This is a genomic window from Brachybacterium muris, from assembly GCF_016907455.1.
GTDB lineage: Bacteria > Actinomycetota > Actinomycetes > Actinomycetales > Dermabacteraceae > Brachybacterium > Brachybacterium muris.
The window spans coordinates 2,230,253-2,248,389 of record NZ_JAFBCB010000001.1; the positions used below are offsets into that span (position 1 = coordinate 2,230,253).

Consider the following 18,137-nt stretch of genomic DNA (forward strand, 5'->3'; position numbering starts at 1 on the left):
TCCCTGCTGACCCCACTAGGATGTAGATCACCGACCAGACGTCGCCGACCGGTTGTCCCGGCCGGGCCCCGTCGCGCCACCGAGGAGACGACCGCCACGATGATGCGTGCGCTGCGCAAGACCGAGCCCGGACAGGGCCTGTCCCTCATGGAGGTGCCGGAGCCCGAGTGCGGGCCCTGGGACGTGAAGATCCGGGTGCTGCGCGCCGGAATCTGCGGCACCGACCTGCACATCCAGGCCTGGGACGAATCAGCGCAGGCCATGTGCGACACCGTGTCGTTCACCCCGGGCCACGAGTTCTACGGCGAGGTGGTCGAGGTGGGCGACCAGGTGCCGGACGTGACCCTGGGCGACCGGGTCTCCGGCGAGGGGCACGTGGTGTGCGGGACCTGCCGCAACTGCCGGGCCGGGCGCAAGCAGATGTGCATCCGCACCCGCTCCGTGGGCGTGCAGCGCGATGGCGCCTTCGCCGAGTACGTGGTGATCCCGCACCTGAACGTGTGGGTCCACGAACACGACGGCGGCACCGCTCTGATCTCCCCCGAGCTGGGCGCCCTGTTCGACCCGCTCGGCAACGCCGTGCACACCACCTTGAAGTTCCCCGTGGTCGGCGAGGACGTGCTGGTCACCGGGGCCGGCCCGATCGGCCAGATGTGCGTGGCCGTGGCCCGCCATGCCGGGGCCCGGTACATCACCGTCACCGATATGGCCCCGCACCGGCTGCGGATGGCCGCCGACGGGGGCGCCGACGCCACCGTGGACGTGTCCACCACCCGGATCCGCCAGGCCCAGCGCGACCTGGGTATGCGGGAGGGGTTCGACGTGGGCTTGGAGATCTCCGGGCAGGCCTCCGCGCTGCAGGAGATGATCGAGAACATGAACCATGGCGGGAAGATCGCCCTGCTGGGCCTGCCGCCTCGCCAGTTCGAGATCGACTGGACGGCGGTGGTGACGCGGATGCTCACCCTGCAGGGGATCTACGGCCGCGAGATGTTCGAGACCTGGAACGCGATGGCCGCCATGCTCACCAGCTCCCCGACGCTGCGCGAGCTGGTCACCCGCACGGTGACCGACGTGCTGCCCGCCTCCCAGTTCGAGCACGGCTACGAGATCGCCCGTTCCGGCAACGGCGGCAAGGTGCTGCTGGACTGGGAGACCATCGACTGACCAGGGCCCACCGCACCCCGCGCGACCCGCCTCTTCCGCGCCGACGTCCACCCCGCCCCTCGGCGCACCCCGAACCCGCACCCCGCACCCCGCACCCCGCAGGAAGGACCCCCGTGTACACGGACCTCAAGGACCAGCTGACCGCCGAGCTCACCGAGATCGAGGAGGCCGGGACCTACAAGCACGAACGGGTGATCACCACCCCCCAGTCCAACCGGATCACCGCCGGCCCCGTGGATCGGGACGGCACCGAGGTGCTGAACTTCTGCGCCAACAACTACCTGGGCCTGGCCGACCACCCCGAGCTGATCTCCGCGGCCCACACCGCCCTGGACGACCGCGGCTTCGGCATGGCCTCGGTGCGCTTCATCTGCGGCACCCAGGACCTCCACCTGCAGCTCGAGGAGGCCATGAGCCGCTTCCTGGGCACCGAGGCCACGATCCTGTTCTCCTCCTGCTTCGACGCCAACGGCGCCGTGTTCGAGCCGCTGTTCGGCAAGGAGGACGCGATCATCTCCGACGAGCTGAACCACGCCTCCCTGATCGACGGGATCCGCCTGTCCAAGGCAGCCCGGTTCCGCTACCGCAACGCCGACATGGCAGATCTGCGCGCCCAGTTGGAGGCCGCCGCGCAGCTGAACGACGGTGCCGGGGCGCGCCGCACCGTGATCGTCACCGACGGCGTGTTCTCCATGGACGGCTACCTGGCACCCCTGGACCAGATCTGCGATCTGGCCGATGAGTTCGGTGCCCTGGTGATGGTGGACGACTCCCACGCGGTGGGCTTCATGGGCGATACCGGCGCGGGCACCCCGGAGCACTTCGGGGTCTCCGATCGCGTGGACATCTACACCGGCACCTTCGGCAAGGCCCTCGGCGGGGCCAGCGGCGGGTACGTCTCCGGTCGCGCGGAGATCGTCTCGATGCTGCGGCAGAAGGGCCGTCCCTACCTGTTCTCCAACTCCCTGGCGCCCTCGATCGTGGCGGCCACGCTGAGGGCACTGGAGCTGGTGGCCACCTCGCAGGAGCTGCGGGCCACCCTGTTCGAGAACGCCGCGCTGTTCCGTCGTCGCATGGGCGAGGAGGGCTTCGAGCTGCTGGACGGCGAGCATGCGATCGTGCCGGTGATGTTCGGGGACGCGGCGTTGGCCGGCCGGGTCGCGGATGCGATGCTGGAGGAGGGCGTGTACGTCACCGCCTTCTCCTTCCCGGTGGTGCCGCGGGGGAAGGCGCGCATCCGCGTGCAGCTCTCCGCCGCCCACACCGCCGAGGACATCGAGGCCTGCGTGCAGGCGTTCGTGCGCTCCCGGGACTGGGTGCAGGCCGCCTGACTGCTCCCAGGATTGGGGAGGCTCGCGCGGATCCGTGGTGACGCGGACGGCAACCGGCCAGCTCGCTGGCCTGCCGCGCGTCCACGACGAGATCAGCTGGCGGTGGTGCCGGTGGCATCCGCCCACCCTGGGAGTTCTGCTCATCCCGCAGTGCCAGCTGGTGTGGCCTCGGTTACGGTGGAGGGAACAGTCTGCCTGAGGAGAGACATGGCGCGCATAGGTATCCAGCTGATGATGCTGCGGGACGACATCGCCGAGCAGGGGGTGCTGCCCGTCCTGGAGCGCGTGCGGGACACCGGCTTCTCCGTGGTGGAGGTCTCCCAGATCCCGATGGCCCCCGACAATGTCGCCGACATGGTCCGTGCGCGCAGCGAGCTGGGGATCGAGTACGCGGCCATCTCCGCCAAGACCACCGCTCCCGCCGGGTCCCAGGATCAGACCCTCGCAGAGGACTTCGACCTGCTGGTGGAGGAGGCGGGCGCCCTCGGCACCGACATGATCCGCATCGGGATGATGCCGCTGGAGGCCATCCGCTCCCCCGAGGCGTTCTTCGCCTTCTGCGACGAGGCCGAGCAGCATGCCGCCCGGATGCGGGAGGCGGGCATCGCGCTCAGCTACCACAACCATCACGTGGAGTTCGCGAGGATCCAGGGGCGCACGCTGCTGGAGCACCTGCGCGAGAAGGCGCCCAGCCTGCGCTTCGAGATCGACTGCCACTGGGTGCAGCGCGGCGGCCGGGATCCCGAGCGCACCCTGAAGCAGTTCGACGGGGTCCTGGACCTGGTGCACCTGAAGGACTACCGGATCACGTTGCCGAGCGCCGAGGTGCTGGCCGCCATGGATGCCGGTGACGGTTCGGCCTTCGGCGACTACTGGCAGGGCTCGATCGTGCAGTTCGCCGAGGTGGGGCAAGGGACCCTGGACTGGGCCCCTGTGATCGAGCAGGGCATCGCCTCCGGTGCGCAGCACCTGCTGATCGAGCAGGACCTCACCTACGGCAGGGACATCTTCGAATCCCTCGCCATGAGTCGGGCCCATCTGGTGGATCTGGGATACGAGGAGCTCATAGAGGGCTGAGCCCCTCACCGAGTTCGGCGCCCCTCATCGCCCTGGCAGTCGGTCGGGCCCGCTCAGGACGCGTTTGAACCGGTCCCCCGGTTCGATGACGACGACGTCGGATCCCGTTGCCACCTGCTGCTCGCCGAATGCTGCCAGGACCTCGGCGATCACCTCATGGGTGGCTGCGCGGGTCTCGAGCTGGGTGGCGCCGGACCAGAAGCGCAGCTCGATGCGCACGGTGGTGGTCCCCACCTCGGTGAGCAGAGCCTGCGGCGCGGGTTCCTCCGCGACCGACGGGATCGCCCCCATCGCCTCGGTCGCCACACGGCAGGCGCGGCGCAGATCCACCGCGTCGTCCACGTCCATCATCACGCTGGTGCGCACCTGTTCGAAGCCGGTCTGGACCGTGACCACCTGCGAGTGGAGCACCGAGTTGGGGATCAGCACCAGTCGACCGTCGAAGGTGCGAAGCGCCGTGGAGGTCAGGCCCATCGCGACGATCGTGCCCCGGTGCTCGGCCACCGCGATCTGATCGCGCAGCCGGTAGCGATCCCTCGCCAGCAGCACGATCCCGGCGAACATGTTCCCCAGCACCGTCTGGAAGGCGATACCGGCGGCGATGGAGACCACGCCCACCCCGCCCAGGATGTCCACCGGACGGACGCTGGGAAACACGATGGTCAGGGACGCGAGCAGCGACAGCAGCACCACCAGCCACCCGGCGAGCCTGGAGAACACCGCCGAGGCGGACTCCCCCCTGCCGCGCCAACGCATCAGTGCGCGCACGCGTGACCGTCAGGGCGAAGACGAAGCTGGCGATGAACACTCCGAAGGTGAACTGGGTGACCCGGCTCTCCAGGAACCCGCCCAGCACACGGGGGGTGAACTGGCTGCTGGCCAGCTGCAGGATCACCATGGTGATCGAGAAGACCAGGCTGGTCATCGAGATCATGCCGGTGGCGATGGTGCCCAGCAGTCCGCGGGCTCCTTCCGGTCCGCCCTGGAACACGTAGGGGATGTCCACGTTCAGCGCGTCCTCGAGCTGCGGGAGGAACACGCCCACCACGAGCGCGCCGATGGTCCAGGCGGCCGGGACGGCCCAGAACGGCTTCCATACTCGGCCCCACGCAGTCTGCTTCTTGACTGCCGGCGGGAGCCCGCGGGCGCGACTGGCGGTGGTGGGCTCGTTCATCCGCTCGCCTGCTGCTGGGTCGGTGGGGCACCCAGTGGCGTTCCGACCCGGGCCTTGTTCGATTCTAGGGCGGGGCGCTGGACCGGGACACACGAAAGGCCCCCTCCCCCGCGCGTCTGCGCAGGTGAGGGGGCCTTCGGGTACTTCTCATCGAGTGGAGACGGCGGGAATCGAACCCGCGTCCGATAGTGCGAAGCCAGGGCTTCTCCGGGCGCAGTCCGTGAAAGGCGTTTTCTCAGTCCCGACGCTCACACGGACACGTCGTCGACGGACTCAGTCACTCTGAGGTGTTCATCCGGCCCCGATGACGAGGGACGGCAGCAGTGGCTCCTTAGATGATGGAACGATCCGGGTCAGGAGCACTCCCGGGGTTCCAGACTGCTAACGCTGATCAGGCAGCGAGAGCGAAGTCAGTGCGCTTGGTTTCGGCACTTATTGGTTTCCAGAGGACATTAACGAGTTGACTCTGGATTCTCGGCCCGCTTCCCCTCGCTGGACAACTACCGTCGAAACCGATCGTCCCCGAGCGTGGAGCAGTGGCATGGAGTGGCAGCGCGAACGCTACCGATGCACTCGATGTTGACTTGTCAATCAGAGGACCGCTGTTCCCGGGAATGCACCCGAGGGTCGATTCCGTGGGACCAGGGGTCCTCATCCACGTGCAACCAGTGTAGCCGCTCCAGCCCACACCGCCCAAGGTTTTTCCACGTGGGCAGGCCCACCGGCCTCCGGGGAATACCGGGTGCCGGTGGGTCTGCGGATCGGCTGGGTCAGGTCAGCCCTCGTCACCTGCGCCGGCCTGGTCGCCGATCTCCAGGGCCACCAGCAGGCCCGGGTCGGAGTCCACGAACCACACCCCCATCGCCTCGACGTCGAACTCGGCACCCGAGTCATGTTCCCAGCTGGCGTCGCAGCCCACAGGCTCGGTTGAAGCCGCAGGCAGCGGGCCCTCGCACTCGGTCACCACGATCGGTGCATCCAGCACGGCATACCCGGCATCGTTGTTGGCGGTGGCCTGGATGCCCTGGGCCAGTTCCTCAGCGCTGAGCTCGTCGGTGCCGAACATGCTTCCCTGACCGATGCCCACCAGGTGGTTGTCCTGGTCGGTGAACACCTCCAGTGCCTCCTGCGACGGAGCTGCGCCGATGCTGATCAGCAGCGCCGGCGCTCCGGTGGCGTCGAAGCCGGAGGGGGCCCGCACGGCCATCACGGTGAGGTCCTGCTCCCCGTCCAGGCCTTCCATGTCGAAGGATGCCTTGCAGTTGACCGAGGATCCGTCGGTGAAGGCGAGGTCACCACTGCAGGATGGGGCCGTGCGGTCGCTGATCACGCCCTGTCCGGCGAGGACAGTGGCGAGATCGTCCCCGCTGAGCGTCCACTGGGCCTGCGAGGTGTCCACGGCGTCGTCAACCCCGTCCACGACGTACAGCACAGCCGGCGGCCTGCCCGCGCCGGCTCCACCAGGTGCCTCTCCACCGTCGTCGCTCACGGTTCCCTCCTGGGTGTCCTCCGACCCCGTGTCAGGATCGGTGAGGCCGCCGGTCCCGTCGTCGGAGCCACCCTCACCCGCGCTCTCGGTAACCTTCTCCGCGGTGGTCGGAGCTCCACCCTACCCGTCGCCGGTACCGCAGCCTGCCATCCCCAGTGCCAGCACTGCCCCCGCAGCGATCGTGGCGATTCCTCGAGCAGCGCGGCCAGCCCCCGCAATGCGTGTTTCCCCCATGGCATGAACCTTCCTCTCGGAGCCGCTCAGGCAACTCCGTCCGGTGTGCCGGGTCCGGCGCGCGCCAAACGTAACCTGACCCCAAAGCGAAGGTCAAGCAACAGTAAAGTAACGGAGGTCAGAGGTGCTTTCTGTACACCCGTCCATGGTCTCGTGCGGGGAGCGGGACTGCGTTCGCGCTGGGACGCCGGAGGCTGCGCCGCCTTCAGCGCGGGGGCCGCCCACAAGATCAGAGCGCGCTGCCTGCGAGGTCAGACCAGCTCGCGCCTGCGCATGGCGCGCTGCGCCTCGCGCAGGTCCTGCTGCTCGCGGAGGGTGTGCCGCTTGTCCCACTCCTTCCTGCCGCGGGCCAGGGCTACGACGACCTTCGCGTGCGAACCCAGGAAGTACATCTCCAGGGGGACCAGGGTATAGCCCTTCTCGCGGGTCTTGCCGGCGAGCTTGGCGATCTCATGCTTGTGCAGCAGCAGCTTGCGCTTGCGTCGGGCCGCATGGTTGGTCCAGGTGCCCTTGACGTAGGGAGCGATGTGCACCGCGTCCATCCACACCTCGCCGCCGTCGAGGTAGCAGTAGCCGTCCACCAGGGAGGCCCCGCGGTCCCGCAGGGACTTCACCTCGGTGCCGGTCAGGACGATGCCTGCCTCCCAGGTGTCGTCGATGTGGTAGTCGTGCCGGGCCTTCTTGTTCGAGGCGATGAGCTTCTTGACGGGGCCGTCCGCGCTCTGCTTCGCGTTCTTGCCGGCTTTCTTCTCGGCCTTGGTCGCCATGGTCCCTCCTCGCCTCGTCGGTGCTCGTCCGCGGTCGATCCACCGTCCGCGCCGACCTCCCAGCCTACGCGGTGCCGCGCTGGGAGCGCGACCGATTATCCGTGGCGACCACCCGTGGCCGGCAGGTGCGACGATGCCAGCAGGCGCGACGCTGACGGCCGCGGGTCAGAGGTACTTCGCGGGGTTGACGGCGTTGCCGTCCTCGTGGATCTCGAAGTGCAGGTGGCAGCCGGTGGATCCACCGGTGCTGCCCACGTAGCCGACGGTCTGGCCAGCAGACACGCTCGCCCCCACCGGTGCCGCGAAACCCTGCAGGTGGTGATAGGAGCTGGTGATCAGCTTCCCGTTGTGCATGCCGTGGCTCAGCACGATCTTGTTGCCTGCTGCACTGTTGGACGTGCGCTGGATGACCCGACCGGACTGGGTGGCTCCCACAGGGACGCCGCAGGCAGCGGGGAAGTCCACCCCGGCATGCAGGCGGCGGGTGCGGTAGATCGGGTGAACGCGCCAGCCGAAGTTGGAGTTCAGACGGGCGTTGACCGGACGCGTCCACCCATTGCCTGACGGCGCCACGGCCGGGGCGGGCCCGCCGCTGGAAGCCTCCTGCTCTGCCCGCTCACGCTCCTTGCGGGCGAGTTCGGAGATCTCATCGTCCAGGGTGGAGCTGCGGGACTCGAGGTTGGCCTGATCGCCCTCGTACTGCTCCTTCTTCCCCTCGAGCTCGTCGCGCTGCTCCTGCTGGCGCGTGTAGAGGGCGTCGAGCTCCTGCTTGGCCGTCTCGGCCTCCTCCTCGGCCTCCGTCTTGCGGGCCAGGGTCTCCTCGGCCTCAGCCTTCAGATCGTCGATCTCCTCGCGCACGGCGGTGAGGCGGTCGGCGGAGTTCTCGTTGATCGCCTGATCGGTGCGCAGGGTGTCGAGCTTGGACCCCTGGGACGCCATGGTGAGGCGGTAGTTCATGGTGCGGTCCACGGTGTCCTGCGGGCTGCCGCCCACGAACACGGTGGCCGGATTCGGCATCCCGTCCCCTTTGTAGGCGGACAGCGCCACCTGTGCCATCTCTCCGTCGGTGCGGTCCACCTCGTCCTGGCCGGTGGCGACCTCGGTCTCGAGTTCCTTCTCCTCGTCCTCGGCGGCGCTGAGCCGCTCGCCCACCTTGCGGTCCTCGTCCTCGGCCTCGGCCAGCTCCTCGCGGGCGTCGTCCAAGGCCTGCTGAGCATCGGGGATCAGCAGTTCCGTCTCGGCCAATGCCATGTACGTGTCGGCGAGGTCGTCGTTGACGCCGTCGAGCTCGAGGCGGATGTCCTCCAACTGCTGCTGGACCGTCTCCCGTTCGGCGATCTTGTCCTCCTTGTCGCCGTCGGCGAGGGCCGGGGAGGGCACTGCGAGCAGCGGCGAGAGCACCAGCACAGCGGTGGCGGCGATGCTCAGGGGGCGACGCAGGAGGCGATAGGACATGCTCACACCTTCAGATAACGATTCAGGGAGACCACGCAAGACACCATGGACAGGGCGGCACCGAGCACGATGATCACCGGGGCCGCCCAGAGCAGATCATCGGTGCCCACGGTGATCAGCTGCGGGCCGAGGATCTCGACCAGCCAGCCCTCGACTATGTAGTGCAGCCCCACCCACAGCATCGCTGAGGCGATCACCCCACCGATGATGGCGGCCGTGGCGCCCTCGAGCAAGAAGGGGGCGCGGATGAACACATTGGGGGCGCCGACCAGGCGCATGATGGCGATCTCGCGGCGACGGTTGGCCACCGACATCCGGATGGTGGTGGCCACCAGGAGGGCTGCTGCGACGAGCATCAGGACCGCCAGACCCAGCGCGAACATGGTGGACTGGTTCAGCACGTCGATGAACGGCGCGAACATGCTGAGCAGGTCGGTCACCTCGTCCACCCCGTCCCGCCCCTGGAAGAACTCCACCACCGCGGCGGAGTCGTCGGCATTGTTCAGGGTGATGTGGAAGGACACGGGCATGTCCTCCGCGGTGAAGTTGGAGACGAAGCCCTCGCCGGCGAACTGCTGCTGGTAGATCTCCAGTGCCTCGTCCTGGCTGCGTTCGTGGACGGTGTCGATGTAGGGCGAGAGCACATCTCCCTCCAGGGCCTCGCGCACCGAGTCGATCTGCGCATCCGTGGCCGCACCACCGGCGCAGGAGGCCGCCGTGGAGTGCGGGGAGCACAGGAAGATCGTCACCTGCGACTGCTCGACCAAGGTGTTCTTCATCTCCAGGATCTGCTTCTGCATCAGCAGTCCTGTGCCGACGAAGGTGAGGGACACGGCGGTGACGATCACCACCGAGATCACCATGGAGATGTTGCGCCACAGGCCGGTGAGGATCTCCCCGAGGATGTACCGGGCCCTCATCGAGTGGCCTCCGGGTCGTCCAGGGCCTCGGCGAAGGCCTCGTCCTCCTCGCGCAGGTGCGCATCGCGCTCGTCGAGCAGGTCGTCAGGGTCGATGTCGGGATCGGGGTCGACGGAGGAGCGGCGTGCGCGGGCAGCGACATCGTCCGCGGCATCAGCGGCGTCTGCGTCGGTGGCATCCAGGCCCTCGGCCTCCCGGTCCTCGAGGTCCTCGGAACCGTCGGGGAGGTTCCCGGAGATGACGCTCACGGGGGCGACGGACTCGTAGGTGCCCTCGGGATCGTCGCGCACCACGCGGCCGCCCACCATCTCCACCACGCGGCGGCGCATGCGGTCCACGGCGGTGCGGTCGTGGGTGGCCATCACCACGGTGGTGCCGCGGTCGTTGATCTCGGCCAGCAGGTCCAGGATGCCCTCGGCGGTGGAGGGGTCGAGGTTGCCGGTGGGCTCGTCGGCCAGCAGGATCGAGGGCCGGTTCACGTAGGCGCGGGCGATCGCCACGCGCTGCTGCTCACCACCGGAGAGCTCGTGCGGGAGGCGACGGCCCTTGTCCTCCAGGCCCACCATCGCCAGCATCTCGGGGACCAGGCGCCGCACCACCTTGCGGGGGGTGCCGATCACCGCGAGGGCGAACTCGATGTTCTGGTACGCGGTCTTGGAGGGCAGCAGGCGGAAGTCCTGGAACACCATGCCGATGTCGCGGCGCAGGGCCGGGACCCGCCAGGAGGGGATCCGGGAGAGGTCCTTGCCGGCCACGTGCACGGTGCCGCTGGTGGGGGCGGTCTCCTTGAGCACCATCCGCATCAGGGTGGACTTGCCCGATCCGGAGGCGCCCACCAGGAACACGAACTCCCCGCGGGCGAACTCGATGTCGAGGTTCTCCACTGCGGGGTTCTGTCCACGGATGTACGTCTTGGTGACGTCGTCGAAACGGATCACGAGCGCCTGTCGGGTTTGGGGTAGCTGAGCGCTACCAGCGTAGGTGCGCAGGGCAGGGTTTCGCCGTTGCCGCGGTCACCGTGACGGTCAAGTCCTGGTCAAACCTCGGTGCGGACGGTTCGACAGGCCCACTCCAGCCGGCGGTGACTGATGCCGGTGGCAGATCAGGCGTTGGCGGCCTTGCCCTCTTCTGCGCGCCAGCGGATGCCGGCGTCGATGAACTCGTCGATCTCGCCGTCGAACACCGAGGAGGGGTTGCCCTCCTGGTACTCGGTGCGCAGGTCCTTCACCATCTGGTACGGGTTCAGCACGTAGGAGCGCATCTGGTCGCCCCAGCTGGCCTTCACGTCACCGGCGAGCTCCTTGCGCTCTGCGGCCTCCTGCTCCTTCTTCAGCACCAGCAGGCGCGACTGCATCACGCGCAGTGCGGCGGCACGGTTCTGGATCTGCGATTTCTCGTCCTGCATGGACACCACGATGCCGGTGGGGATGTGGGTCATGCGCACGGCGGAGTCGGTGGTGTTCACGCTCTGCCCGCCGGGGCCGGAGGAGCGGAACACGTCGACCTTCAGCTCGTTGTCGGGGATGTCGATGGAGTCGGTGGACTCGATCAGCGGGATCACCTCGACGGCGGCGAAGGAGGTCTGGCGGCGGCCCTGGTTATCGAAGGGGCTGATGCGCACCAAGCGGTGGGTGCCGCCCTCGACGGAGAGGGTGCCGTAGGCGAAGGGGGCGCTGACCTCGAAGGTCACGGACTTCAGGCCCGCTTCCTCGGCGTAGGAGGTGTCCATCACCTTGGTGGGGTATCCGTGGCGCTCTGCCCACCGCAGGTACATGCGCAGCAGCATCTCGGCGAAGTCGGCGGCGTCCACACCGCCGGCGCCGGCGCGGATGGTGATCACGGCGTTGCGCTCGTCGTACTCGCCGGAGAGCAGGGTGCGCACCTCGAGCTCGTCGAGGGACTTGCGGATGGAGGCGAACTCGGTCTCTGCCTCGGCGAGCGCCTCGGCGTCGTTCTCCTCTGCGGAGAGCTCGACCATGATCTCGAGGTCGTCGATGCGCTGGCCCAGTTCGGTGACGCGGCGCAGCTCGGTCTGGGCGTGGGACAGGGCGGAGGTGACGCGCTGGGCGTTGTCGACGTCGTCCCAGAGGTTCTGGTCCGATGCCTCCTTCTCGAGCTCGGCGATCCTCGCCTCGAGCGCGCTGACGTCCGTCACCTGCTCGATCGAGCTCAGGGTCGAACGGAGGTGCGGGATTTCTGCTGAGAAGTCGATGGAAGCCACAAGCAGGGAGTCTACGGCAGGGGCCCGGGCACGGTTCCCGGGGTGCTGCACGGGGCGTCGCTCGCGCCGTGTTCGGTGATCCATCGGCCGATCTCGCGACCCACCTCCTCCAGCAGCTGTGCGGTGCGGTCCATGGCGTCCGCACGGGAGGTGGCCCGGGAGACGAGGTCCCACGTGCGCTCGATGCCGGCCTCGCGCAGCGGTTCCTCGTCGAGCTCCACCACCCCGGCCACGGCGATCACGGGCAGGTCGCGGGCCGCCGCGCGGCGGGCCACCTCGACCGGGCCCTTTCCCCGGAGGGTCTGTTCATCCAGCGCCCCCTCCCCGGTGATCACCAGCTGCGCCTGGTCCAGGTGCGCATCGAAGCCTGCGAGTTCGAGCACGGCGTCGGCACCGGAGCGGGGCTGGGCGCCCAGCAGGAGTAGGGCGAAGCCGGTGCCACCGGCGGCACCGGCGCCCTCCTGGTCGCGATGGGTGTCGGAGGCATCCAGGATGTGCGCCGCGTGCTTGAGGATCGCATCGGCCTCGGAGACCTCCGCGGGCGACAGTCCCTTCTGGGGACCGAACACGGCCGCAGCGCCGTAGGGGCCAAGCAAGGGGCTGGTGACGTCGGAGGCGATCACCAGCTGAGTGGCTGACAAAGCAGCGAGGGCAGGGGTGAGATCGGCGGTGGCGAGGCTCGCGAGCCCGTCGAGGCCCGGGCCGATGGGCTGGCCGTCACAGGTGAGGAGCCGGGCACCGAGTCCCTGGAGCAGGCCGGCGCCGAGGTCGGTGGAGGCACTGCCTCCGAGGCCCACCATCACGGTGCGTGCCCCGTGCCGCGTAGCGGCCAGGACAAGTTCTCCCAGTCCCCGAGTGGAGGCGGTGCGGGCGGCGAGGTCTCCACCGGGCAGGGCCTGGAGCCCGACGGTCCCGGCGAGCTCCACCACGGCGGTGCCGGTCTCGGCATCGAGAGCCCAGCGGGCGGTGCGGGGCTCACCGGTAGGCCCGGTCACGGTGGTGGTGTGCTGGCTGTACCCAGCGGAGAGGGCGGCATCGAGTGTGCCGTCGCCTCCGTCGGCGATAGGGCAGCTGACCAGGGTGGCATCGGGAGCGGTGGCGGTGATACCACGGGCCAGGGCAGCGGCGACCTGGGCGGCGGTAGCGGTGCCCTTGAACTTGTCCGGGGCCAGGAGCACAGTGGATGCGGTCATCTCGAGCGTGCATCCCCTTCGACGGTGAGGGTCACGGCGATGCCCGTGCCCCGCGTGAACCATCCTGCCAGGGGCGGGTGGGTGGTGGCGGTGAGCTGCACGTGCACGGTGCCGTCGGCATCCACCCTGACGTCGCCCACCTCCAAGGTGTCGGTGCGGGTGGTGTCGATCGGGTACGTGGCGAGGTGCTCGACTGCCGCAGTGCGAGCAGCACCCTGGGAAGGCACCGCCCCTGAGCCGGACCCGTACAGACCTGAGGGATCGATCGCCTGGGAGGCGGCGAGGGCGGCACCATCAGCGGCGTGCTGGAGGCGGTTGCGCTCCAGGTGGACTCCGGTGATGGAGGCGCCCACCGCGATCACCATGAGGATCACCACCAGCACCCCCGTGGTGAGGATCGTCATCGACCCCTCGGGGCTGCGCAGCCGTGCGACCACGGCTCGACGCACACCGTGAACGTCCTGATCGCCCGGGGCCGTGCCGTGGCCGGTTCGCCCGTCGTCGAGAGAGGATCGGGCGCTCATGCGTTGCCTGCCCTGTACTGGTCGACCTGGACGGAATGCCCCGAGCTCACGGCGATCGGGCCGTCCTGGCCCAGCACCGGGCCCAGCCCAGGCACCGGAACCGGTATTCGCACGGTGGCCACCACCGTGCCACCGGCCGTCGCACACGGATCCTCGCTGCAGGAGATCTCGACCACGTCGGTTCCCTCGAGCCCGAAATCCTCGAGCACCATGCGGGCATGCTCAGAACTGCGCTGCAGTGCGAGCTCGAGGTCGTGCTCTGTGGCATGGATGCGAGCGGCGTCCCGCGCGATGATGTCCGCCGCGAACACCGCTGACTGCACGGACCCCAGCGTGAGCACCAGGTAGAGCGATGGGAGCAGCAGGACGACGGACAGCACGACGAACTCCACGAGGGCGTTGCCGCGGTCCCGGCGCCACAGCCGGTACACACGTCTCATCTCGTCATCTCCTCTCCTGTCCGCTCCTGGTCTGCTGTCCGGGCGGTGCTGTTCGGACGGTGCTGTCCCGGCTCGGACGACAGCGCTACCAGGGCGCTCTGGGCTACCAGGTGGCCTCGTCGATCGCCCGTCCTTCCACCTGCAGACCCGCGGCAGGGCCGAGCAGCCCCACCAGGGGCAAGGTCGCCTCGATGCGGACTCGGACGGTGCCGTCCTCGTCCACATCAGCAACAGCCTCAGCTCCCAGTGACTCCCCGAACCGGTCAACGATCAGCGCTTCGGCGCGAGCTGCTCCTGCGTCCGGCGTGGAGCCGACCAGCGCGGCGTGATGCGCTCCCTGCACCGCAGCGTCGATGAGCGTGTTGCGTGTATGCAGGATCAACGCTGCCTGGATCACGGCCAGGGCGATGAGGATGATCAGCACGGAGACCAGAGGGAACTCGGCGACAGCTGCGCCGTCATCATCACGCAGCCTGGGTCGTAGGGCGACGCCTCGGCCTCGGGCCTGCGTCGAGAGCCCAATGGTCTGAGGTGCCTGCCCCTTCCAGGTAGTACAGCCCTCCTGCGAGCACGGATCGTCGTCAGTCATCTGCGGTGCGTCTTCGGCCCGAGCCGCCGATGCGCGCTCAGAACTCCTCGCCGAGGAACGGCGCCAATGCGTTCTCGAAGATTGCAACGAGCTGATCGGAGGCGACCGCCCACAGCGCCACCACGATCGCGGCCGTCATCAGGGTGATCATCACCCATCCCGGAACGTCTCCACGCTCGGACGACAGGCGGGCCAGCAGCCGGGTACCCAGCGAGCGGCGACCATCGTACTGCGACGGCGGGGCAGCGCCGCGACGGCGGTGCGGACGGGCCGTTCGGGTCAGTCGTGTGCGATGGACAGTCATATCAGCCTCCTGTTGGGGTAGGTGCAGGACGGATGTCCGCACCGGTCGGTCTATCGGGTGGTCTGTGGGCGGGATGTCGGGTCGGGGCGGGGTCGGGGGCAGAGCGGGCTTCACAGCGTGATCTCCAGGACGGCGAGACCAGGGAAGATGGCGAACACGATCACCAGGGGCAGCACGAAGAACACCACCGGGATCAGCATGAGGACTTCTCTTTGACCGGCGGTCTCCATGAGCTGTCGCTTGGACACCTCTCGGGCGTCCTGCGCCTGCGATCGCAGTACCTCTGCCAAGGGTGTGCCTCGCTCGATCGCGATCGAGACCCCCTCGGTGAACCGGGCCAGCGACTCAAGCGGGGAGCGGGCGCCCATACTCGCCAGTGCCTGCGAGACACCGGCTCCGGCGCGGATCTCCGCGACCGTCGCGGCGAACTCCTCCGGCAGCGCACCGGTGGATGAGCGTGCCACCCTCTCCATGGCGGATATCGGGCTCTCCCCCGCTGCAACCGCGAGAGCCAGCAGGTCGGCGACCGTGGGGAACTCTCGCGCCATCCGCGCTGCGCGCCTCTTGATCTCGACGCCCAGGAGGTAGTCACGCAGCAGGACACCGGTCACCGCGCCGAGGACGACGATCAGCAGACCCAGCAGTGGGCTCGCATCCCGCAGCGTCACGACTGCAAGTCCCAGCACCAGGCCGAGTGCCAGACCAGCCACCCCGAAGACGACTTGCTCGATCCGGAAGGAGTCGGTGCTGGAGCGCCGACCGGCCAACCTCAACCGCCTTTCGAGCTGGTCTGCACCACCGGTCAGCCGTTCCAGGAGTCCGATGGTGCGTACCGCGATCGGCCCCAGGAGCGCCTCCACCACAGTGCGCACCCTGCCTCGGCTGACGGTGGCATCCAGCAGTGCGCTGCCGCGATCGCGGCGCAGGTACGGGTCGACCCGGACGGCGAGATCCCGGTGGCGAAGCCACGGGAGCCGACTCGCGATCAGCGCAAGCCCGACGCCGAGCACCAGCCCGAGCAGCGTGCCTGCCACGATGGTTCCAGGCGCGTTCATCGCAGCACCCGCTCGTCCTGCGGGAGCCTCGCGATCATCAGCATCACGCGATAGGCGACCACGGACACCGCGCCCCCGGCCACGATCATCACGAGACCGGCCGGGGTGTCGTACGCCTGAGCTGCCTGGGGCCGGGTCGACATCAGCGCCAGCACGATCCACGGAGCGGCCAGGGCGAGGCGGGCTGCGTTGACCGTCCAGGACTGCCGAGCCTCCAACTCGGCGCGGGTACGCGCGTCCTCCCGGAGGAAGGTCGAGAGCGTTCGCAGCAGCACGCCCAGGTCCGTCCCGCCGACGTCCCGGGTGATGCGCAGTGCCTCCACGATCCGGTCCCCCACCGGGTCGGCCAGGCGCACCTTGAGCCGATCCAGACTACTGGCGAAGTCACCACTGGCCTGGTAGTCCCTCCCGAACTCGACGAATGCGGGCTGGAGTTCCTCAGGGCCCTTACGTCCCAGCTGCACCAGGGCCTCGGGCAGCGAGAGACCGGCTCGCACGGCAGAGGCGAGGTGGTCGACAGCCTCGGGCCACACCTCACGCAGAGCGGTGGTACGGCGACGAGCAGCAGAACGCAGCAGCACCACGGGCAGGACGCTCACCACCGCCCCTAGAGCGAGCGCCGGGATCACAGCACCGGAGGGCGCCCATAATGCTGCTGCCACCACCAGCCCCAGTCCGATGCTCAGTGCGGGCACCGCAACCGGGGGAACTGTTCCAAGACCCACCACGACCAGGTCGTCCCGCAGCCGATCCATGACGTTGACCAGCGGGCCGGGGCGGCGCTGCTGTTCGTCCTGCTCCCACATCGACCACCAGATCGCCAACAGACCCAGCCCCGCGATGAGCCCCAGGAACGCTCCGTCCGTCATACCGACCTGCCCCCGCCCATCAGACGGGTCAGATCATGACCGGCCCGAGCGAAGCGGTCCGGGTGCGGCGGGTGTCCGTCCCCGCGGACGAGCTTGTCGTCCTTCAGCGTGAAGAGGTCCGAGACCTCTATCACCTCGTTCTCGACCCGACCCGAGAGCCCGGCGATCTCCCGCACCCGGCGACGGCCATCGCTCAGCATGTCCAGATGCACGACCAGGTCGATGGAGCTGGCGACGGTGGGCACAACGAACCGGCTGGAGACGTTCTCCCCGGCCAGCAGCGGGAGGGTGCACAGTTTGGTGACGGCATCCCTGGCAGAGTTGGCATGGATGGACGCCAGACCGGGCAAGCCGCTGTTCAGAGCAATGAGCATGTCGAGGGCCTCGGCCTCACGGACTTCCCCCACTATGATGCGGGTGGGCCGCATCCTCAGGGCTTCCTTGACCAGACGCCTCATGGAGATCTCGCCGGTGCCCTCGAGGTTCGCCTGACGGGTCTGCATCGCGACCACGTCGCGCAGCCCCAGGTCCAGTTCGAACACCTCCTCGATGGTGACCACACGTTCTCGGGGCCCCACCGATTGGGCCAGGCACCGCAGGAAGGTTGTCTTCCCGGCACCTGTCGCCCCGCTGACCACCACGTTGAGCCCAGAGGCGACTGCGGCATCCAAGAAGGCTGCGGCCTGGGGCGTGAGGGATCCGAGTGCCACCATGTCTGCGAGGTCGTGCGCCTTGGCCACGAACTTCCTGATGTTCACCGCGAAATGGGAGCGGGTCACAGCGGGGATCACGCAGTGCAGTCGAGATCCATCGGGCAGGAGGGCATCCACGAAGGGACTGGACATGTCCAGGCGCCGACCGGAGCTCACCAGCATCCGCTCCACGATCCCGCGCACCTCGTCGTCGGTGAGCACCAGCGGGGTGAGTTCACTGCGGCCGTTGCGCGCCACGAATACCTGGCTCGGCGAGTTCAGCCAGATCTCCTCGACCGTGGGGTCGTCCAGCATCTCCTGCAGCGGGCCGAACCCACCGATCCGCGCGGCGACCTCGGCAATGAGGGGGTCCAGGTCGCGCACCACGGGGACCGACCCGGAGGAGGCGCGACGGTCGTAGTCAGCGGCGACCTCCCGGATCAAGGGCTCGAGCTGGTCCCCGTGCACATCGAGACCACGACGGCGGATGAGCTCGCGCGACTCGCTCTCGAGGATGGTGGCGGCGTCCAGCACGTTCCTCTCCTCTCTCGGCATCTCGGTGGCGATCGGACCCTGTGGGGGTGCGACGGGTCGTGGCATTCCCCTTGGGACACACTAAGGAGTTCTGCCCCATTG

At 68.6% G+C, this 18,137-nt stretch carries 17 protein-coding genes, 1 other RNA gene and 1 pseudogene; 3 read left to right on the forward strand and 16 right to left on the reverse strand.

Translation table 11 applies throughout. The annotated features are described in order from the left end of the window. Window positions 1-102 precede the first annotated feature (102 nt). The 3 genes from tdh (at window position 103) to JOD52_RS10365 (ending at window position 3,575) form a co-directional block, all read left to right on the forward strand. The gene (tdh, locus tag JOD52_RS10355; protein WP_204411642.1) at window positions 103-1,167 is read left to right on the forward strand and encodes an L-threonine 3-dehydrogenase; all 1,065 of its coding nucleotides are present in this window, start codon (window positions 103-105) and stop codon (window positions 1,165-1,167) included. Window positions 1,168-1,280: 113 nt separating this feature from the next. After that, window positions 1,281-2,498, forward strand: coding sequence for a glycine C-acetyltransferase (locus JOD52_RS10360; RefSeq protein WP_204409848.1), 1,218 nt, complete (start codon window positions 1,281-1,283; stop codon window positions 2,496-2,498). 207 nt (window positions 2,499-2,705) lie between these two features. Then, window positions 2,706-3,575 (forward strand): sugar phosphate isomerase/epimerase family protein, encoded by an 870-nt coding sequence (locus JOD52_RS10365; protein ID WP_204409849.1) that lies wholly within the window; start codon window positions 2,706-2,708, stop codon window positions 3,573-3,575. Between the two features lie 24 nt (window positions 3,576-3,599). On the opposite strand, the gene JOD52_RS10370 is transcribed toward JOD52_RS10365, so the two are convergent. The 16 genes and pseudogenes from JOD52_RS10370 to JOD52_RS10445 form a co-directional block, all read right to left on the reverse strand. After that, window positions 3,600-4,343, reverse strand: a complete 744-nt coding sequence (locus JOD52_RS10370; protein ID WP_338124079.1) for a mechanosensitive ion channel family protein — start codon at window positions 4,341-4,343, stop codon at window positions 3,600-3,602. Between the two features lie 49 nt (window positions 4,344-4,392). Continuing rightward, window positions 4,393-4,749: pseudogene (locus tag JOD52_RS10375) on the reverse strand (DUF2254 family protein); the annotation flags it as partial. Window positions 4,750-4,901: 152 nt separating this feature from the next. Then, window positions 4,902-5,273, reverse strand: a transfer-messenger RNA (tmRNA) gene (gene ssrA / locus JOD52_RS10380). 251 nt (window positions 5,274-5,524) lie between these two features. Continuing rightward, window positions 5,525-6,238, reverse strand: a complete 714-nt coding sequence (locus tag JOD52_RS10385; protein ID WP_204409851.1) for a hypothetical protein — start codon at window positions 6,236-6,238, stop codon at window positions 5,525-5,527. A 485-nt stretch (window positions 6,239-6,723) separates the two neighbouring features. Continuing rightward, window positions 6,724-7,239, reverse strand: a complete 516-nt coding sequence (gene smpB, locus JOD52_RS10390) for an SsrA-binding protein SmpB (protein ID WP_204409858.1) — start codon at window positions 7,237-7,239, stop codon at window positions 6,724-6,726. 165 nt (window positions 7,240-7,404) lie between these two features. Then, entirely contained in the window at window positions 7,405-8,694 is a 1,290-nt protein-coding gene (locus tag JOD52_RS10395) for a M23 family metallopeptidase (RefSeq protein ID WP_204409860.1), read from the reverse strand. 2 nt (window positions 8,695-8,696) lie between these two features. Further along, on the reverse strand, window positions 8,697-9,614 hold the full coding sequence (gene ftsX, locus JOD52_RS10400; protein WP_204409862.1) for a permease-like cell division protein FtsX: 918 nt from the start codon (window positions 9,612-9,614) through the stop codon (window positions 8,697-8,699). Further along, a complete protein-coding gene (gene ftsE, locus JOD52_RS10405) occupies window positions 9,611-10,552 on the reverse strand; it encodes a cell division ATP-binding protein FtsE (RefSeq protein WP_204409864.1) in 942 nt (313 codons plus the stop codon). The genes ftsX and ftsE overlap by 4 nt, the downstream gene beginning before the upstream one ends. A gap of 164 nt (window positions 10,553-10,716) precedes the next feature. Continuing rightward, window positions 10,717-11,835, reverse strand: a complete 1,119-nt coding sequence (gene prfB / locus JOD52_RS10410) for a peptide chain release factor 2 (RefSeq protein WP_204409866.1) — start codon at window positions 11,833-11,835, stop codon at window positions 10,717-10,719. Between the two features lie 11 nt (window positions 11,836-11,846). Continuing rightward, window positions 11,847-13,028 (reverse strand): glycerate kinase, encoded by a 1,182-nt coding sequence (locus JOD52_RS10415; RefSeq protein ID WP_204409868.1) that lies wholly within the window; start codon window positions 13,026-13,028, stop codon window positions 11,847-11,849. Beyond that, on the reverse strand, window positions 13,025-13,432 hold the full coding sequence (locus tag JOD52_RS10420; protein WP_239551862.1) for a pilus assembly protein TadG-related protein: 408 nt from the start codon (window positions 13,430-13,432) through the stop codon (window positions 13,025-13,027). Before JOD52_RS10420 ends, JOD52_RS10415 begins: the two co-directional genes overlap by 4 nt. A gap of 116 nt (window positions 13,433-13,548) precedes the next feature. Then, entirely contained in the window at window positions 13,549-13,992 is a 444-nt protein-coding gene (locus JOD52_RS10425) for a hypothetical protein (protein ID WP_239551863.1), read from the reverse strand. 103 nt (window positions 13,993-14,095) lie between these two features. Next, window positions 14,096-14,581, reverse strand: a complete 486-nt coding sequence (locus JOD52_RS10430) for a TadE/TadG family type IV pilus assembly protein (protein WP_239551864.1) — start codon at window positions 14,579-14,581, stop codon at window positions 14,096-14,098. A 414-nt stretch (window positions 14,582-14,995) separates the two neighbouring features. Then, window positions 14,996-15,940 carry a type II secretion system F family protein gene (locus JOD52_RS10435; protein ID WP_017824063.1) on the reverse strand — a complete coding sequence of 315 codons (945 nt, stop codon included), beginning with the start codon at window positions 15,938-15,940 and terminating at the stop codon, window positions 14,996-14,998. Beyond that, the gene (locus tag JOD52_RS10440) at window positions 15,937-16,809 is read right to left on the reverse strand and encodes a type II secretion system F family protein (RefSeq protein WP_204409869.1); all 873 of its coding nucleotides are present in this window, start codon (window positions 16,807-16,809) and stop codon (window positions 15,937-15,939) included. Before JOD52_RS10440 ends, JOD52_RS10435 begins: the two co-directional genes overlap by 4 nt. Further along, entirely contained in the window at window positions 16,806-18,032 is a 1,227-nt protein-coding gene (locus JOD52_RS10445; protein ID WP_052326322.1) for a TadA family conjugal transfer-associated ATPase, read from the reverse strand. The genes JOD52_RS10440 and JOD52_RS10445 overlap by 4 nt, the downstream gene beginning before the upstream one ends. Window positions 18,033-18,137: the final 105 nt, after the last annotated feature.